The sequence below is a fragment of the Paenibacillus sp. NPDC058367 genome (assembly GCF_042723305.1).
Lineage (GTDB): Bacteria > Bacillota > Bacilli > Paenibacillales > Paenibacillaceae > Paenibacillus_AQ.
Genome location: NZ_JBHXIZ010000001.1, coordinates 538228 through 555825, shown reverse-complemented (window position 1 = coordinate 555825; position 17598 = coordinate 538228). Strand labels below are relative to the sequence as shown.

14 protein-coding genes are annotated in these 17598 nt (G+C 42.8%); 13 read left to right on the top strand and 1 reads right to left on the bottom strand.

The features are described from left to right. Nucleotides 1-45: 45 nt before the first annotated feature. The 11 genes from ACFWMP_RS02565 (at nucleotide 46) to ACFWMP_RS02515 (ending at nucleotide 12648) form a co-directional block, all read left to right on the top strand. Nucleotides 46-969 carry an ABC transporter permease gene (locus ACFWMP_RS02565; protein ID WP_379421829.1) on the top strand — a complete coding sequence of 308 codons (924 nt, stop codon included), beginning with the start codon at nucleotides 46-48 and terminating at the stop codon, nucleotides 967-969. Beyond that, nucleotides 962-1756: an ABC transporter ATP-binding protein gene (locus tag ACFWMP_RS02560; protein WP_042187421.1), complete on the top strand. Its 795-nt coding sequence runs from the start codon at nucleotides 962-964 to the stop codon at nucleotides 1754-1756. The genes ACFWMP_RS02565 and ACFWMP_RS02560 overlap by 8 nt, the downstream gene beginning before the upstream one ends. Nucleotides 1757-1937: 181 nt before the next feature. After that, nucleotides 1938-3713, top strand: coding sequence for a sensor histidine kinase (locus ACFWMP_RS02555; protein WP_379421828.1), 1776 nt, complete (start codon nucleotides 1938-1940; stop codon nucleotides 3711-3713). After that, complete coding sequence (locus ACFWMP_RS02550) at nucleotides 3706-5274, top strand: response regulator transcription factor (RefSeq protein ID WP_379421827.1); 1569 nt, start codon at nucleotides 3706-3708, stop codon at nucleotides 5272-5274. Before ACFWMP_RS02555 ends, ACFWMP_RS02550 begins: the two co-directional genes overlap by 8 nt. 120 nt (nucleotides 5275-5394) lie before the next feature. Then, complete coding sequence (locus ACFWMP_RS02545) at nucleotides 5395-6732, top strand: extracellular solute-binding protein (RefSeq protein ID WP_149644202.1); 1338 nt, start codon at nucleotides 5395-5397, stop codon at nucleotides 6730-6732. A gap of 142 nt (nucleotides 6733-6874) precedes the next feature. Further along, complete coding sequence (locus ACFWMP_RS02540; RefSeq protein ID WP_042132108.1) at nucleotides 6875-7795, top strand: carbohydrate ABC transporter permease; 921 nt, start codon at nucleotides 6875-6877, stop codon at nucleotides 7793-7795. A 3-nt stretch (nucleotides 7796-7798) separates the two neighbouring features. Further along, a complete protein-coding gene (locus ACFWMP_RS02535) occupies nucleotides 7799-8638 on the top strand; it encodes a carbohydrate ABC transporter permease (RefSeq protein WP_042126927.1) in 840 nt (279 codons plus the stop codon). A 30-nt stretch (nucleotides 8639-8668) separates the two neighbouring features. Then, the gene (locus tag ACFWMP_RS02530; RefSeq protein ID WP_379421826.1) at nucleotides 8669-9781 is read left to right on the top strand and encodes a rhamnogalacturonan acetylesterase; all 1113 of its coding nucleotides are present in this window, start codon (nucleotides 8669-8671) and stop codon (nucleotides 9779-9781) included. 114 nt (nucleotides 9782-9895) lie between these two features. After that, nucleotides 9896-10687, top strand: a complete 792-nt coding sequence (locus tag ACFWMP_RS02525; RefSeq protein ID WP_042187431.1) for an SDR family oxidoreductase — start codon at nucleotides 9896-9898, stop codon at nucleotides 10685-10687. Nucleotides 10688-10856: 169 nt separating this feature from the next. Further along, nucleotides 10857-11573, top strand: a complete 717-nt coding sequence (locus tag ACFWMP_RS02520; protein WP_042126933.1) for an MgtC/SapB family protein — start codon at nucleotides 10857-10859, stop codon at nucleotides 11571-11573. 85 nt (nucleotides 11574-11658) lie between these two features. Continuing rightward, nucleotides 11659-12648 carry an aldose 1-epimerase gene (locus ACFWMP_RS02515; RefSeq protein WP_149644204.1) on the top strand — a complete coding sequence of 330 codons (990 nt, stop codon included), beginning with the start codon at nucleotides 11659-11661 and terminating at the stop codon, nucleotides 12646-12648. 199 nt (nucleotides 12649-12847) lie between these two features. On the opposite strand, the gene thrS is transcribed toward ACFWMP_RS02515, so the two are convergent. Next, nucleotides 12848-14758 (bottom strand): threonine--tRNA ligase, encoded by a 1911-nt coding sequence (gene thrS, locus ACFWMP_RS02510; RefSeq protein WP_379421825.1) that lies wholly within the window; start codon nucleotides 14756-14758, stop codon nucleotides 12848-12850. A gap of 473 nt (nucleotides 14759-15231) precedes the next feature. Between thrS and ACFWMP_RS02505 the strand changes: the two genes are divergently transcribed. Then, on the top strand, nucleotides 15232-15900 hold the full coding sequence (locus ACFWMP_RS02505) for a TraX family protein (protein WP_076282892.1): 669 nt from the start codon (nucleotides 15232-15234) through the stop codon (nucleotides 15898-15900). A gap of 93 nt (nucleotides 15901-15993) precedes the next feature. After that, nucleotides 15994-17514: a copper amine oxidase N-terminal domain-containing protein gene (locus tag ACFWMP_RS02500; protein WP_339247488.1), complete on the top strand. Its 1521-nt coding sequence runs from the start codon at nucleotides 15994-15996 to the stop codon at nucleotides 17512-17514. The last annotated feature ends 84 nt before the right edge of the window (nucleotides 17515-17598 follow it).

Below are 17598 nucleotides of genomic sequence, written 5' to 3'. Positions count from 1 at the left end.
GATTCCATGAGGGCGCCCCTTGATGCTTGAAAGGAGAAGACTTCTATGTATGATTCAATGCTCGGGGCTGTGGAAATGGGGTTGCTCTATGCATTTATGGCTTTAGGGGTGTATATTACTTTTCGCATTTTGGATTTTCCTGATTTGACTGTAGATGGAAGCTTTACTACTGGCGGTGCTATTGCGGCCGTTATGATTACCAATGGTTATGCACCCTGGTTAGCCACGCTTGCTGCTATTGCAGGTGGGATGCTGGCAGGAATGTGCACCGGTCTACTACATACGAAGGGCAAGATTAATGGATTGTTATCCGGGATTCTAATGATGATCGCACTTTATTCCATCAATCTGAGAATTTTTGGCGGTAAGCCTAACTGGTCACTAATGGGTGATACCACGTTGTTCTCGTCCATCAATCCGCTTCTTGTTCTTCCTTTTATTGTTTTATTTGTGAAAATTCTAATGGATTTATTCTTGCGTACTGATCTTGGGCTTGCTTTAAGGGCTACCGGAGATAATGCAAGAATGATCCGTAGTCTGGGTGTAAACACAGATAACACGACAATTCTCGGCGTCAGTTTATCCAACGGAATGGTGGCACTTTCAGGTGCATTGATCACTCAGTATTCTACCTTTGCGGATTCCTCAATGGGTATAGGGATGATTGTTATCGGCTTAGCTTCGGTAATCATTGGTGAAGCCATTTTCGGTGCTGGAAATGTATTCCTTGCGACGTTGGCAGTTGTTCTGGGATCTATTGTTTACCGAATCGTAGTTGCATTAGCCTTGTATGTACCATGGTTGAGACCTTCGGATCTTAAGCTGATTACGGCGATTATCGTTATTTTCGCACTTGTATTCCCATCGATTCAGCGTTTCTTGAAGCAGAAGAATATGGCGCGTAAACGTTCGCTTGAATTAGCTGAACAAGCGCTTAGCAGCAAGAGAGGAGGCACCATCGATGCTTAAACTAGATAACGTATCTAAGCTGTTTAATCCTGGGACACCGGATGAGAAGATCGCACTACTTGGCATTGATTTGGAGCTTCTTCCTGGTGACTTTGTTACCATTATTGGAAGCAATGGTGCTGGTAAATCAACGCTAATGAACATTATTTCTGGTGTGATGAAGCCGGATCTTGGTTCAGCTAGTATTGAAGGGAATTCGATTAGCCATTTAGCAGAATATCAGCGCAGTCGCTGGATCGGACGGGTTTTTCAGGACCCGATGGCAGGTACGGCTCCACGGATGACGATTGAAGAAAATTTAGCGATGGCTTTTAAAAGAGGGAAGAGTAGAGGATTATCGTTTGGTGTAAATGCAGCGAGACGGACGATGTTTCGTGAGGAGTTAAGTCGTCTCGGGATTGGATTGGAGAATCGTCTGCGAGCTAAGGTAGGATTATTATCTGGTGGGGAGAGACAAGCACTGAGTTTGCTAATGGCAACCTTTACCCAGCCGCAAATTTTGCTGTTAGACGAACATACAGCGGCACTTGATCCTTCACGAGCGGAGCTGATTACTAAACTGACAGAGTCTATCGTCCGTGAGATGAAGCTGACTACGCTTATGGTTACCCATAACATGGAGCAGGCTATACGTCTTGGCAATCGTCTTATCATGATGGATAAAGGCCGTATTATCCTTGATATTGATGAAACAAGGAAAAAGGATCTTACGGTAGAACGCCTGCTGGGAGAATTTGAGACCATCAGTGGTCATAAACTGGCGGATGATCGAATGATGCTTGGTTAGTTTTGTATAGGAGTATCTTAGGCTCAGGATAGGGGCTTAAAGTGAATTCTGACTCTGGATTTCACTTTAAGTCCTTTTTGTTGTAAGTTTTCCCAAATGCTTCAATATCATTTATGATAGGATATAGTGACGATAAATATTATTCCCATAATAAGGGTTTGGAGTGAATTGGAGGATGCTTATGTTTTGGAAGAATGTTAGCGCTTACAGGAGTTCGGGTATTTTTAATAAAATGATATTGATCATTTCATTTTTGCTGCTGCTGTCCTTTCTGTTCTCTTTAACCGTCCTGCAGTATGTTTATCGAATTTATGACAAGCAAATCTATGAAAAGGCATCTGAAGTGCTGGGAATGTCATCTATCAGTATAGAGAGTACTTTGAGAGAGCTGGAACAACTTTCTTTTACAGTGGTCTCTGATGAGCAAATTCAGGAATGTCTTCGCCAGTTACAGGATGATCCTCAACCATATGAACGGCAGGTCCTACATAATAAAATCATCAACAGGTTAGTTGCCTTTGCAGGAGCAGAGAAATACGTTTATTCCATGATGTTGTTGGATACGAATGGCGGAGCTATGACTGCGGGTAATCGGGAAGGTGTATCACAGGATCTCCAGGATCAATTAAAGCCTCTGGCTAAGGAAGCTAGCGGTAGTATTGTGTGGTATCCCCAAGGGAATAAGAATTCACTCCTGGCTGTTCGGCAGATTAAATCTTACACCGGATCAACCTTTACGCTGGACGATTTAGGGACGTTAGTCATTCGAATTCGGATTGATCGTATTATTGCAGATAGCACTAGTAACACTTCGGATGGCGATCAGTTGATTGTTGCAGATGCGACTTCAGGGCTAGCGGTTTATCCCCAAACTCCGATGTTGCTGCCAAATGAGCTTAAAGCGGAAACGGAACGTTCCGAGCTTTATCGTACGGCTAAGTATGAAGAAGGAACATATTTTATAACGAAGACTAAATCATCTTATATGGAATGGATGTATATCAATGCGACCCCCTTCAATGAGATGTTCAAACATATTACTTTTGTAAAAAAATTGGTCGTCATCATATTCGCGCTCATATTACTAATTGGATTGCTCTTAGGCTATCGATTAGCCCGAAGTATTGTACGCCCGATTTCAAAGCTGACCAAAAAAATGAAACAAATCGAGAAGGGTGATCTGGATAATCTGGAGGAACAGTCGCTAGGTGTCGTTTCACAAACTGCGCAGGACGAGGTAAGTCAGCTTAACAGGACCTTTAAAATGATGATCCGCAGAATCAGAGAACTTATCGATGAGAATTATGCGAAGCAGCTCATTATTAGAGAGACCGAGCTTAAAGCACTGCAGGCACAGATCAATCCGCATTTTTTGTACAATACACTTGAATCGATCAATTGGTTAGCGAAGATGAACAAGCAAGCTAAAATCTCAGAAATGGTAGAAGCGCTTGGCTATTTGTTTCGCAGTTCGATTGGTCTTAAAGACCCGTTGATTACGATTGAAAAAGAGCTCACCATTGTGCGCAATTATGTCATTATCCAGAAGACACGATTTGACGAGAGACTTGATTTCCGCATGGATTTTCCAGAGCATTTGCATGACGCTTTAATTCCGAAGCTGACGCTTCAGCCGTTGATCGAGAATGCGATCCGATATGCATTGGAGCCTAATATCGAGCCTTGCACGATTTCTATAACCGTAAGTGAGGAAGAACAGGGCCTTGATATTCTTGTTAGTGATAATGGGCCGGGGATGAGTGCCGAGTTCATCAAAGATTTACAGCAGGGAAGAGTTAAGACACGTGGCGAAGGCATTGGGTTAGCGAACATCGCAGAGCGTATTCAAATCGTATTTGGCCCAGAATGGGGTACAGTGATTGAAAGTGAGCCAGGTCAAGGAACGACAATACATGTACGTATACCTTATTTAAAAGGAGTGCAAGAGAATGTATAAGTTACTGCTGGTTGATGATGAACGGTTGATACTAGAAGGCATATCTCAGGTAGTGGACTGGGCACAGGCAGGAACGGAACTTGTGGGTACTGCGCGAAACGGGATAGAAGCCTTAGAGAAAATAGAGGAGCTTCGCCCTGAAATAGTGATTACTGATATTTCCATGCCCGGATTGGACGGACTAGGCTTGGTGCAGAAATGCAGTGAACGGTTTCCTGAGGTAAAGTTCGTTATGTTGACGGGGTATAAGGATTTTGACTACGCCTGTATCGCTATGCAGCATGGAGTGAAACATTATCTGCTTAAGCCGTGCAACGAGAATCAAATTCATGATGCGTTAGTTGAACTGGTAGCAGAGCTCGATGAACTTAAGGGCCGGACGGAATTTGTAAATGACATGAAGCAACGTTTTACTAAAGTACTACCGCATGTAAAGGAACAATTTTTGAAGGAATGGATCTCTAACAAAACGTACGGGAGTCAAGATTTAGAGTATTATCAGGAGCTGCTAGGCATCGAATTAAATGACAAAGTGGTGCGTTTGATCTTGTTCAGACTGGAAGGTTCTTATGAATATGAGCAACTATTTGCTTTGCAAAATATTGCACAGGATATGCTGCAAGAAACGCTGCTTAGTACAAGGATAGGCGGATTTATTCTGACACTAATGGAAGTCGAAGGAGAGACTGCGCTGAATAGTACACTGCTTGAACGAATTTCTGATGTACGGAAAATGTTCTACAAATTTTATAAAGTGGATGTAACCATTGCGATTAGTGACGCGGACTTCATGATACATTCACGGAGATTATATCGTCAGACTCTGCAATGCCTTAACCACTGTTTTTATATGGAAGAGGGAGGTTTGATCACAGGAAGTGATATTCCTAGTGATGAACTAAGCGGAAGAAATGACATTGAATTAGATGAAGAGCAAATCTGTCTGCTGATTAAGGCGGGTGAACAAAGTGCAGTAGAGTTTGAATTAGAGAGGTTATTTAATCTGCTAGCTGAACAGCGTGTGGATATTAATGTAACGCGATCTTATGTTTTACAATTGTATTCTGCGATGATACGTCTAGCCGTCCCTGATGAAAGAAATACCTTTACTTCAAGTATGGTGGAACTGGCTGAGATCAGGACTTTAAGTGGTCTTAAAGCCTATGTAAAAGATGCTGCTGCTCGTTTGACAGCGATGTATGATCGTCATTTTCGCTGTCGCCAATCCTTAATCGTAGATAAAATGTTCAAAATTATTGCGGATGATTATAAGAATGCGGAACTGTCACTTAGCTCAGTCGCTGCTGAGATGTTATATATGAATCCTGATTATCTCGGGAAAATATTCAAGAAAATCACGGGGGAGAAATTCTCTAATTACGTTACCAATTACCGGATTACTAAAGCATCAGAACACATTATGCATAGTGGTGATGTAAGAGTATTTGAGCTCGCTGAAATGTTCGGCTTCGGTGGGAATGCACAGTATTTTAGTCAAGTGTTCAAAAAAGTAACTGGGCAGACACCCACAGAATTTATGAAACCCTCTCAAGGGAACTGATTATTGAACAAACAAGACGGTTTTTTGTATTCAACAATCACTGAATATTTGAGAAGATTTATACATGAAAGCGCTACCTAAAGGGATCAGAGCCTTTATACTATTATAGGAAAAGGGGACATGAATTTGAAAAAGAGATTCGCTTTACTAGCCGTACCATTGTTGTTGTCATCGATGTTAGCTGGTTGTGGTGGAGGTAATAACAATAATAGTGCTGCCGCTACGGATTCCGCTACAAACACGCCTTCAGAAACGAAACCCGCAGCTACGACTTCAGCAGAACCCGTAACTTTGCGTATAGCTTGGTGGGGTGGAGATACACGGCATTCTTATACACAACAAGTGATTGATATGTATGAAGCCAAATACCCGAATGTAACGATTGAGCCTGAATATGCTTCATTCGATGATTATTGGAAGAAGCTTGCGCCTCAAGCAGCAGCGAATCGACTTCCTGATATCGTTCAAATGGATATTTCTTATATTAATCAATATGGGTCTAACGGACAGCTCGAAGATTTGAAGCCTTATTTGAACTCTCAGATCCAAGTCGGCGATGTGAATGAGAACGTCCTTAGTACTGGGGTAATCAATGAGAAGCAATTCGGAATTCCATTAGGCGTTAACGTACTTGGTTTTCAATATGACCCAGAATTGCTAAAGAAGGCAGGGGTGGATTCCATTCCTGAGAACTGGACTTGGGATCAATACAAAGAAATTGCTGCGAAAGCTAAATCAGCTGGACTGTATATCGACGGTTCTATGGCAGCTGACGTATTCTTCAACTATTATCTGCGTACAAAAGGGCTGGCACTTTATAACAATGATGGTTCAGCGCTTGGATATGAGGATGATGCCTTGTTCACTGACTTTTTCGGAATGCTGTCTGGTTTAATTAAAGATGGAGCGGTTCCATCCCAAGACAAACTGAGCCAAAACAAAGGCGTTATCGAGGAGTCGGATATTGTAAAAGGAACAGGTATCGGCGTATGGCAATGGTCTAACCAATATGTTGCTTTGCAAATCGCTGTAAATCGTCCTATGGCACTGGCACAAATGCCTGGTCCGGATATGGAAAAAGGACTCTACATGCAGCCAAGTATGTACTGGTCGGTTACTTCTAACTCAAAAGTGAAGGAAGAAGCAGCGAAGTTCGTTGATTTCTGGATTAATGATCCCGAAGCCAACAATTTAATCAAAGGCGAACGTGGTGTGCCAATTTCAAGCAAAATCAAAGAATCTGTAGCTTCACAATTAACGGATTCCGGTAAGCAAGTATTTAAATTCGTAGCTGACATGGAGCCTACTACTTCTCCAATGAGTCCGCCAGTTGGATCGCCAGAGGTAGTAGCACTCCTTACAGACCTTGCTGAACAAATGAACTTCGGCAAAATTGACCCAGCCGCCGCCGCCGCACAGTTCCGAAAAGAAGCGAACGCTATTCTCTCCAGCCGGTAATAGAAGGTAATAGATAACTATACTGCGTCTAACATGGGAAACGGCATGCCATTTGGTTAGGCGGCAGTCCGTTTCCCTTATTATTCACATAAAAAGGAGTTGGAGACCCTTGGCATCCACGAATCCCCTTCCTTCGAATCCGCTGGCTTTTAAGAAAAAGAAGCTAACAGGCCGGAGTTTACGAAGCAACCTTACAGGATATGCCTTTATCAGTCCATTCGTCATTGGCTTCCTTTGCTTCACACTGATCCCGATGATCATTTCTCTTTATCTTTCTTTTACCAAATACAATTTGTTCGCTCCACCTAAATGGATCGGATTTGATAATTACATCAAAATGTTCTCGAATGACCCGAAATATTTACATTCATTAAAGGTGACGCTGCTTTACGTATTTATTGGTGTGCCTTTACGTCTCACCTTTGCATTATTTGTGGCTATGATTCTAAATACAAAATCGCGAATGATTGGAGCCTATCGTACAACTTATTATTTACCTTCTATTATAGGTGGCAGTGTGGCGGTATCCATCATGTGGCGTAATATTTTTAGTGATACTGGAATTATTAATGGCATGCTCGGTTTTTTCGGCCTTGGTCCAGTAAGTTGGTTTGGTAATCCGAGCGCTGCACTTATTATGTTGATCACCTTATCCGTGTGGCAATTTGGTTCATCTATGTTGATCTTTCTGGCGGGTCTAAAGAATATTCCTGGTGAAATGTACGAGGCAGCTAGTGTAGATGGTGCAGGGTTTTTCAGAAAGTTCTTTAAGATTACAATGCCCCTCCTAAGCTCAGTTATTCTGTTCAATCTAGTCATGCAGACGATCAGTGCATTTATGACCTTTGTTCCAGCTTATATTATCTCTAAAGGTGAAGGCGGACCAATGGACGGTACAATGTTGTATTCTCTATATCTATTCCGTCAGGCCTTTATGTTTAATAATATGGGTTATGCTTCAGCTATGGCGTGGGTGATGTTGTTGCTAGTCGGCATCATGACCGGAATTTTGTTCAAGACATCCAAATCGTGGGTCTTCTACGAATCGGAAGGAGGAAAATAATCCATGGCGAAAATGAAACTGAAATGGCCGCTGTATCACATTCTTATCGGTGGCCTCGCTATCATTATGCTGTATCCGATTTTGTGGATGATCATGAGCTCTTTTAAAGAGAGCCGGCTTGTATTCGTTACCGCTCAGCAGCTTCTTCCCGATCCATGGGTATGGGGGAATTATGCTAAAGGCTGGGAAGGGATTGCCGGATATTCCTTTGGTGTCTTCATAAAGAATTCATTAATTATTGTCGTTGTAGCCACTCTAGGAGCGGTGGTTTCTTCTTCACTGGTAGCCTTCGGATTTGCACGTAATAAGTTTGTAGGGCATGGCTTATGGTTCGGTATCATGATGATGACGCTTATGCTTCCTTCAGATGTAGTGCTAGTCCCGCAATATATCATCTATGCGAAATTGGAATGGCTCGATAGTATCAAGCCGATCGTGGTTCCACAGTTCTTCGGTGTTCCGTTCTTTATTTTCCTAATGCTGCAGTTTATTCGGACAATACCTGTTGAACTTGACGAAGCGGCTACGATTGATGGGTGCGGGAAATTTGGACTGTATTTCAGAATCATTCTCCCACTCATCCGTCCATCTATGGCTACTGCAGCGATCTTTTCCTTCTATTGGCGCTGGGAAGACCTGCTTGGGCCAGTGTTGTACCTGAACTCTCCATCTAAATATACAGTTTCTATGGGGCTGAAAATGTTCCTCGACAGTGAGTCCGTGTCCAACTGGGGACCCATGTTCGCCATGTCCGTTCTTAGCTTGGCACCCGTCATGATTATTTTCTTTATCTTTCAAAAGCAGATTGTGGAAGGAATCAGCACCAGTGGTTTGAAAGGATAAAATATCTAATGAAGAAAGGTGCGGCTGAATTTGGATAGCTATCATTTTGACTTTGGGATTAAAGATACAGCGCCCGGCTACACCAAAATTCGGCCGGACTCACGATACTCTCCGGATGCGCGATTTGGTTTTACTTCAGACTCAGCAGTATTCGGGCGTTCCAGGGGAGGAGCAGATCCATTAAGAAGTGATTTCTGCATTCCGCAGAAGGCAGCCTTCCTGTTAGATATTCCTGATGGGATTTACCGGATTTCTTTGTTACTTGGTGACTCCTTAGCAGATACGAGTACAATAATTCGAGCAGGTGATGGTAAGTACGTATTAGATACATTGAACGTCCCGGCAGGTCAGTATATACGAGAATCATTTGCGATGCGAATCATGGGTGGTCAGCTAAAGCTCTCCTTCTCAGGTATTGCGCCTCGAATAAATGCTCTCGACATTGAGCCTGACAACGAAACGCTTGTCTTATATTTGGCTGGTGATTCTACGGTGACCGATCAAGGAGAAGCTGGTTATCCCTATGCTGGCTGGGGCCAGTTGCTGCCTCGCTGCTTCAAAGCAGGTCTTGTAGTGGATAATCGAGCCATTTCAGGACGTAGCTCCAAGAGCTTTATTGAGGAAGGGCATTTGGACAACATTTCTACTGTGCTTCGGCCCAGAGATTATATGTTCATACAGTTTGGTCATAACGATTCAAAAGGGGATGAACATAGACACACCGAACCTTTCACTACATATAAAGAATATTTGCTGCGGATGATTACAGTTGCTAGGAAAGCAGGAGCCTACCCGGTACTGGTGACCGCTGTACATAGGCGGAGATTTGATCCTGCAGAAGCTATAGTAGACAGTCATGGAGAGTATTTAACGGCAATGAAAGAGTTGGCTGAGACTGAGCAGATCCCCCTAATCGATTTGGCGGAGAAGAGTCGTAAGCTTTTTGAAGCCTATGGTGTGGAAGGAACAAAGGATCTGTTCATGTGGTCCTATCCGGGAGAATATATCTTGCATCCAGTTGGCGTACAAGACAATACACATTTTCAGATTTTAGGAGCACGTCTGCTTGCTGATCTTATTGTAGAGGGCATCCGTGAAGCCGGTTTAAATGATCTCATTATCCATCTTCGGCAGGGTGAATAAAAATAATCCTTTGGGGTATTAAAGATCTATCGATTCAACTTTTGTATGCGAGGTTAAGGTTAAGGAAAGAACTTAACTGGAAGGCTTGCATGACAAGAAGGAGGATACTTAAACATGGCAGATAAGAAGCTGGAAGGTAAGGTAGCGATTGTAACAGGAGGTGGTTCCGGCATTGGACGAGCAACTGTGCTTGAGTTCGCTCGTAACGGGGCCAAAGTTGTGTTGCTGGATAGAACTGTTGAGAACGCAGAAAAGGTTAGAAAACAAGTGGAGAAAGAAGGCGGAGAAGCCCTCGTAATTGAATGCGATGTTGCTGAACCCCCGCAAGTGGAAGCTGCCATAAACAAGGCGGCCGCGAAATGGGGTCGTCTTGATGTTGTTTTTGCAAACGCAGGGATTAATGGAGCCATGACGCCCATTGAAACGATGGATATTGAGTCTTGGGACCAGACGATTCACATCAACCTTCGTGGAACCTTCGCGACTGTTAAATATGCGATACCGCATCTAAAAGAAAGCGGTGGCAGCATCCTGATTAACAGCTCCATTAACGGAAATCGTGTATTTTCTAACATCGGTTTTTCTGCTTACAGTACGACAAAGGCAGGTCAGGTTGCTTTTATGAAGATGGCAGCATTAGAACTGGCTCAATTTCAAATTCGCGTAAATGCGATCTGTCCTGGGGCTATTAAGACCAATATTGATGACAACACTTTTCCATCCGAGGATCTCAAAGAGGTAAAAATCCCTGTCGAATTTCCGGAAGGGGATCAACCGCTAGAGGAAGGTCCTGGGCGTCCTGATCAAGTTGCAAAGCTGGCACTTTTTCTGGCCTCCGAGGATTCCGATCATATTACAGGAACTGAGATTTATTGTGACGGTGCAGAATCGTTGCTTCATGGTTAAATAATCTTTCACCAAAACGGATTCTATCCTCTTCGTTATGCGGATTTTATAAGCTGTCTGCGCATATACATGGAGGATAGGAGTGCCGTTTTTTTGCTGTAAAATAAAGCTAATCATAATCTCCGTTTTCCGTTATAATGGAGTATCTGTGGAGAAAGGAGAATGAACTATGGATTTTCATATTGAATCATTAATTAAGCTGCTAGTGGCCATGCTGTTCGGGCTGTTCATCGGGATTGACCGACAGATCAAGCAGAAACCGCTGGGGATTCGGACCAGTATGGTCATTAGTATTGCCTCTTGTCTTGTAACCGTAGTGTCTATTCATGCCTTTGATAAGTTTGCAGGTCCTGAGCATCCAAATATGGATCCGATGCGCCTCGCTGCTCAAATTGTCAGTGGGATAGGGTTCTTGGGGGCTGGTGTTATCCTGCGTAGAGGCGGTGATGCGATATCAGGCTTGACCTCGGCAGCACTCATCTGGACAGCTTCGGGGATTGGTATAGCTGTGGGAGCAGGATTCTATATTGAAGCAGCATATGCGGTTATTCTTCTAATGTTTGCGGTGAATTTGGTTCCTCATTTAATTCGTTCGATTGGTCCTGAAGTGCTTAACAAGCATGAAGTTTCGGTGAGGATCATCATGGAGGCTAATTTTGTACTTACTGAAGTGATCCAAAAAATTGAGAGACCCCAGGTTAGTACCCAACGAAGTACTAGAAGTCCATCCCGGGCGATCCGCAGAATGAAAATTAAGGATTTGGAAGATGGAAGACAAATGATCGATATGGTGATCTCAGCGCCGGATAAAGATTACGCAACAGAGATCTATTATGATGTGAAGAAAATTGATCATGTCATGAGCGTTGAAGTGGAACAGCTGTAAAAAAGGGCATGTCACGTCATGACCAGATGTGGTAATCTATCAAGTAGAGACAATTATCAGACACTGGAAGGGAGAACACATTATTATGTCTATCACAGCCTATGAAGGACAATATGAAGGAGAAGCAGCCATCTGGTTGAAAGCTGGCCGTTATGAGGCAGCTATCCTACCAGGCATCGGTGGCAACTTGATCTGTTTCCGTGATACCGAAAACGGTTACCGTTTCTTGCATGAACCGGGAGCTGAGGAAATGGAAGCCTTCAAAGCAAGTCCAGGCATCCATGGTATTCCTGTATTATTTCCTCCGAATCGTTATGAAGATGGCAAATTTCCTTGGAATGGTCAAACTTATCAACTCCCGGTAAATGAAGTCGCAACAGGCAACCATTTACATGGATTTTTACATACGGCAGCTTGGGAAGTGGAAGAGTTCGGTAGCGGTAAGACCGAAAGCTTCGTAACCGTATTCATCAAAGTGGATGAGAACCATCCTTCTTATCAATACTTGCCGTTTAAATACACAATGAAACTACGTTATACCCTTGGTGAAGGTGGCTTATCTCAACAGGTACAAGTCCATAATGATGGTGATGAAGAGATGCCTTGCTTGTTGGCATTCCATACCGCGATTAATGCACCATTCGCACCAGGTAGCACACCACAAGACTACCTTGTAAAAGCGACCATCGGTAATCGCTGGGAATTGAATGACCGTATGCTGCCGACTGGTAAATTCCAAGAGCTGGAGCCAGGTGAAGCTCAGCTTCGTGATGAAGGTGTGAATCCTTATTTCGCTTCGATGGACAACCATTACACTGCTGTAGCTCAGAATGGACGTAACCGGATGGAGCTTACCGACAGCAAAGCTGGAGTCACTTTAGTTTATGACGTCGGGACTTCATACAAGCAGTGGATGATCTGGAATAATGGTGCTTCTGAGCAGTTCTTCTGCCCAGAGCCGCAAATCAACTTGGTTAATGCACCAATGGTAGATCTGCCAGCAGATGAGATCGGCTTATTCAGTCTCAAACCAGGCGAGTATTGGGATGAAAGCAGTCGTCTGTACGTGAAATAGTGTCCCTGTGAATACTAATAAGTGATCAAAGAAAGGGCTGTCTTGTTCGTAGATTTCTACGATAGACAGCCCTTTAACGTTTAATTTGAAGCAGAACTTTATTTTTTAAAATATAAGAATTTATATGCTACACGTATAAATTATTCTTATATTTCTCGCTAAAACGCTTACCGTCCTTATAAGGACGCCGAAGGCGTTTTTACTTGCTAACTATTTCTTTATTAATCTGTTCAATAATCTCTTGTATACTCTTTGAACCAAGATCACCCTCACCACGTTTTCTTACAGAAACACTGCCAGAGTTTTTCTCATTCTCACCGAGAACGAGCATATAGGGTGATTTTTCAAGTTGGGCTTCACGAATTTTGTAACCTAGCTTCTCATTTCGGATATCAACCTCTACACGAATGCCAGCTTGTTCTAAGGATTGTTTCACCTGAAATGCATAAGCAACGTAGTTCTCAGAGACGGGCAATAACTTCGCTTGAACGGGTGCTAGCCATAGCGGGAATGCGCCGGCATAATGCTCCGTAATAATCCCCATAAAACGATCAATCGACCCATAAACAGCGCGATGGATTACGACTGGGCGGTGCTTAAGGTTATCTTCCCCGATGTAAGTAAGATCGAATTTCTCTGGCATTTGCCAATCTAGTTGGATGGTTCCACATTGCCAGCTTCGTTTTAGCGCATCTAAAATATGAAAATCAATCTTTGGTCCGTAGAATGCGCCATCACCTTCATTCACACGATACTCGATCCCGAGATTGTCTAATACACTTTGTAATGATTGTTCAGCTAGATCCCATAGTTCTTCTGATCCCATATAATCTGCCGGGCGAGTAGATAATTCAATCTTGTACTCAAAGCCAAACACTTGATAAATATGGTCAATCAGTGAGATTACCCGGCTTATTTCATCTTCAATTTGCTCTGGTAATACGAAGATATGGGCATCATCCTGACAAAAAGTACGAACACGCATCATCCCGTTAAGTGCCCCAGAGAACTCATGGCGATGTACTTGACCAAATTCGGCAATTCGGATAGGCAACTCTCGGTAAGAATGTAGGTTATTTTTGTAGATCATCATATGACCTGGGCAGTTCATCGGTTTGAGTGCGAATTTTGTTTCGTCTACATTGGTGAAATACATATTGTCTTTGTAGTGATCCCAGTGTCCGGATTGCTCCCAAAGCCGATTGTTCATCATCAGTGGTGTACGAACTTCATCGTAATCTCTCTGTCTTTGTAATTCACGTGCGAAATTCTCAAGCTCTGTGCGGATAGTCATCCCCTTGGGAAGATAGAATGGCATACCTGGAGCTTCTTCAGAGAACATAAACAATTCCAGTTCCTTGCCGAGCTTACGGTGATCACGTTTTTTAGCTTCTTCAAGAAAGAGTAAGTGCTCTTCAAGTTGAGCTTTCTTAGGAAAAGCAGTTCCGTAAATACGTTGCAGCATTTTATTATTCGAATCTCCACGCCAGTAGGCACCTGCTACATTCAACAGCTTAAAAGCCTTGACCAAGCCAGTTGAGGGAAGATGTGGGCCTCGACAGAGATCCGAGAATTCACCTTGATCATAAATAGATAATACTGTGTCTTCCGGTAGATCACGGATAAGCTCCAGCTTTAAGGGCTCATTCATCGCTTCAAAAAGCTTGATTGCTTCAGCGCGGGGAACGACACGGCGGACAATCGGGTGATTCTCTTGAATAATTCTCGCCATCTCTTGTTCAATTGCTACAAGATCATCCGTGGATAGAGGTGTCTCAATATCAATGTCGTAATAGAAGCCATCTTCGATTACTGGACCTATGCCGAGCTGAACACCCTTATCTCCATATATACGTTTTATGGCCTGCGCCATGATATGTGCTGTACTGTGTCTATAAATTTCCAGGCCTTCTTTGCTATCCAACGTAACAATTTCGAGCTGGCAATCATGTTCGATCGTTTGGTTTAGATCAACGGATCTTCCATCGATTATTCCAGCTACAGCATTTTTTCTCAGACTGGTACTTATGGCACCTGCTGCTTCTTTAATCGTCGTTCCTTGCAGTACCTCTCTAATTGTTCCGTTTTGCAGTGTTACCTTGATCTCCATGATTGTTAGCCTCCATTTCTCAAAAATTGTTAGTGGTGAACGCAAAAAAACGCATCTCTCCCAGAAAGGGACGAGTGCGTTCAGCTCGTGGTTCCACCCTAATTCGACCTATCACAAGGATAGGACCTCATTGGTATCCTTTAACGTGGATAAGTCGGTGCCACATACTACCGCAAAATTTAGATCGGCGGATTCAGCGTCACGGCTACAAAGGGGTAACTTCACAATCGTGTACTGGAGAAGCTTTCAGCCTAGACCTCTCTCTCTGGACAGTTCGTATAGGAAATCATGTCTTTGATCATTGCCATATGATGTTGCTCGTTCATAGTACTCAATTGCACCCCATAAAGTCAAGAGGCAAGAAACCAGAAATTCAGTTCTCTTTTATTGCAGTCATCATTTGTGTACAGGCGAAGGAGATGAAGTATTCATTGGCGAATGTATGATATCAACTTATTTTAAGGAGGTTTGATATGCAGATTCTCGCCATGCTGACGATGCTAATCGACCATATTGGCTATATCTTTTTTCCAGAGGATATTGCTTGGAGATATGTAGGAAGAATAGCCTTTCCAATCTATTGTTACGGGCTTGTGCAGGGGCATATCCATACATCATCCAGACCGAAATACTTGTTCCGACTGCTCATTATCGCTATTATTGCTCAGATCCCATACAATTTAGCGATTAATCCTGGTGGATGGAACGTGGTGTTTACGCTTTTGTTATCCGCAACCGTATTGGTTATTTTAGATAAACTACCTACTCCATGGCTTGGAATACCAGTCGTCATTGCAGCTATCGCGTTAATGGATTATTTCCCGATAGATTATAATGCGTACGGCCTGCTGCTAGTATTGATATTCCGTTATACGAAGTCATATTGGCTTGTTGTAGCACATTTGGCACTTAATCTATTCTACATGTTTTATAATTATTGGGTTGTGCAAATGCTTAGTATTTTACCAACGCTGTTGATTGCTTTGGCGCCTGCACTTTGGGGATATTTAGAGCGTCACCGGGTACCACGCTGGGTGTGGTGGTCTTTTTATCCTGCGCATTTACTGATTTTAGCATTATTTAAAGGCGTAATATACAATGAATGGGTTTCTATCGAATGGCGAACTTTGTTGAATCTATAGTGTTTTTACAATAAGCAATACTTTGATTTACAAATGTTGCCTTTGCTGAGATAATGGATTGATTTCAAAAAATCTTAAAAAAGGAGACTTGCTATGAGGAGAATGAAAGCTAGGGCAAAATGGTTTATTCCTTTTGTCGCACTGCTGCTTGTTCTGGCCGGTTGTCAATCGGTTGGAGGTTTCGATGTTAATAAGGCATTGATCGGGGATGTCGATGTTAAATCATCAGAATCCAGCATGACGTTTTCTATGAACGCTGAACCTTCAGAAGGAATTAGCGCAGAAGATAAGGAAATGGTCGATCTCATAAATTCTTTTTCCCTGAGTATTAGCAATGCAAAGTTACAAGAGAATGGTAATGTATCTGCCAATGGAACGATCGGCTATAAACAATTGAATATTCCATTCTCATTGTTTATGGACAAAAAAACTTTAGTCTTTACGGTTGAAGGAGCAAAACAACCGTTTTACTTCCCGGTTCAAGGCTATGATGAGGTCTTTGCTGAAGTTGGATTGGATCTGACTAAAGCTGAAGATCTTAGTAAGCTGCTAACGAAGTTTGTGGTGAAGAATCTTCCTAATCCAAGCGCAATTAGCGTAACACCCGTTAGTGAGGCTGTGTATGGCCAGCAGGTGAATATGACGAAGTTACATACCGAAGTGACGGGTGATGAGCTTCCGGCATTGTTAAAAGGATTCCTGAAATCGATCTCTAAAGATACGGAAGGCTTTACAGAATTGGTTGGTGGTCTATATGACTATCTATATCCTGTGATTAAAGCTATGGACGAAAAAGCCTCCGGTGATTATGAAATTCCAGGTATTGGAGTCATTCCTCTGGGTGATAAAGAAGCTGTTGTAACTGTACTACATGATGCAGCAAAATTGGCTGTGGATGCGTTACTGCTGGTTTATGACAATCAACTAGACAGTCTTTACAAAGCTACCCCTGAGCTTAAAACGGTTCTGAGTAAGGATACGAAGCTTGCTGTCGACATTTTTGTAGACAGTGGACTACATGTTCGTAAACAGAATGTTGATCTGAAAGTGGCGCTTCCAGGTACTGAAGATATGCCATTAAAGAGCTTCTCTCTTAAGGCTTCCAGTCAGATTTGGAACATTGGTGGTGCTGTAACGGCAGATCCAATCAGTACTGAAGGAGCACTTGATGTTTCTTCTGGTGACCTGACTCCTGGAGAGACTTTGAACAATTTTGATCCAAATTCTAACGTCTATCGTATATTGAAAGACGATCTTGGTATCACCAAGAGAACGATTGTCATCGAACCAGACGACGAATATTATTATCCGATCGTTGACAATAATACGACGTACATTCCTCTTCGGTATTTTGCAGAAGATTTAGATGCTATTGTGGAATGGGATACAGTCAATCGTGCTATTATCGTAACTGATGGTGTGTACGGTGATAAGCTGGTATTCAAAATCGGTTCTTCCGAAGCAGTAATTAACGGTGAAAAAGTGAAGCTTGCAGAGCCTGTATTTGTTGACGAATATGGTGATGCCTATGTATCGCTGCGTCTGCTTGCTGAAGCACTTCATGCTACTGTGTATGTAGATGAAGATGGTTGGATTACTATTACACGTAAATAGTTAGTTCGATCCTCATTGGCTAAATAACACAAACAAACCCAGCTTCTAACTTCGCAGAAATGCGGGTGAAGCTGGGTTTTTTAT

Coding starts and splice junctions, on each gene's coding strand:
- ACFWMP_RS02565 (WP_379421829.1), top strand. CDS start 46: ATGTATGATTCAATGCTCGGGGCTGTGGAAATGGGGTTGCTCTATGCA.
- ACFWMP_RS02560 (WP_042187421.1), top strand. CDS start 962: ATGCTTAAACTAGATAACGTATCTAAGCTGTTTAATCCTGGGACACCG.
- ACFWMP_RS02555 (WP_379421828.1), top strand. CDS start 1,938: ATGTTTTGGAAGAATGTTAGCGCTTACAGGAGTTCGGGTATTTTTAAT.
- ACFWMP_RS02550 (WP_379421827.1), top strand. CDS start 3,706: ATGTATAAGTTACTGCTGGTTGATGATGAACGGTTGATACTAGAAGGC.
- ACFWMP_RS02545 (WP_149644202.1), top strand. CDS start 5,395: ATGAATTTGAAAAAGAGATTCGCTTTACTAGCCGTACCATTGTTGTTG.
- ACFWMP_RS02535 (WP_042126927.1), top strand. CDS start 7,799: ATGGCGAAAATGAAACTGAAATGGCCGCTGTATCACATTCTTATCGGT.
- ACFWMP_RS02525 (WP_042187431.1), top strand. CDS start 9,896: ATGGCAGATAAGAAGCTGGAAGGTAAGGTAGCGATTGTAACAGGAGGT.
- ACFWMP_RS02520 (WP_042126933.1), top strand. CDS start 10,857: ATGGATTTTCATATTGAATCATTAATTAAGCTGCTAGTGGCCATGCTG.
- ACFWMP_RS02515 (WP_149644204.1), top strand. CDS start 11,659: ATGTCTATCACAGCCTATGAAGGACAATATGAAGGAGAAGCAGCCATC.
- thrS (WP_379421825.1), bottom strand. CDS start 14,758: ATGGAGATCAAGGTAACACTGCAAAACGGAACAATTAGAGAGGTACTG.
- ACFWMP_RS02505 (WP_076282892.1), top strand. CDS start 15,232: ATGCAGATTCTCGCCATGCTGACGATGCTAATCGACCATATTGGCTAT.
- ACFWMP_RS02500 (WP_339247488.1), top strand. CDS start 15,994: ATGAGGAGAATGAAAGCTAGGGCAAAATGGTTTATTCCTTTTGTCGCA.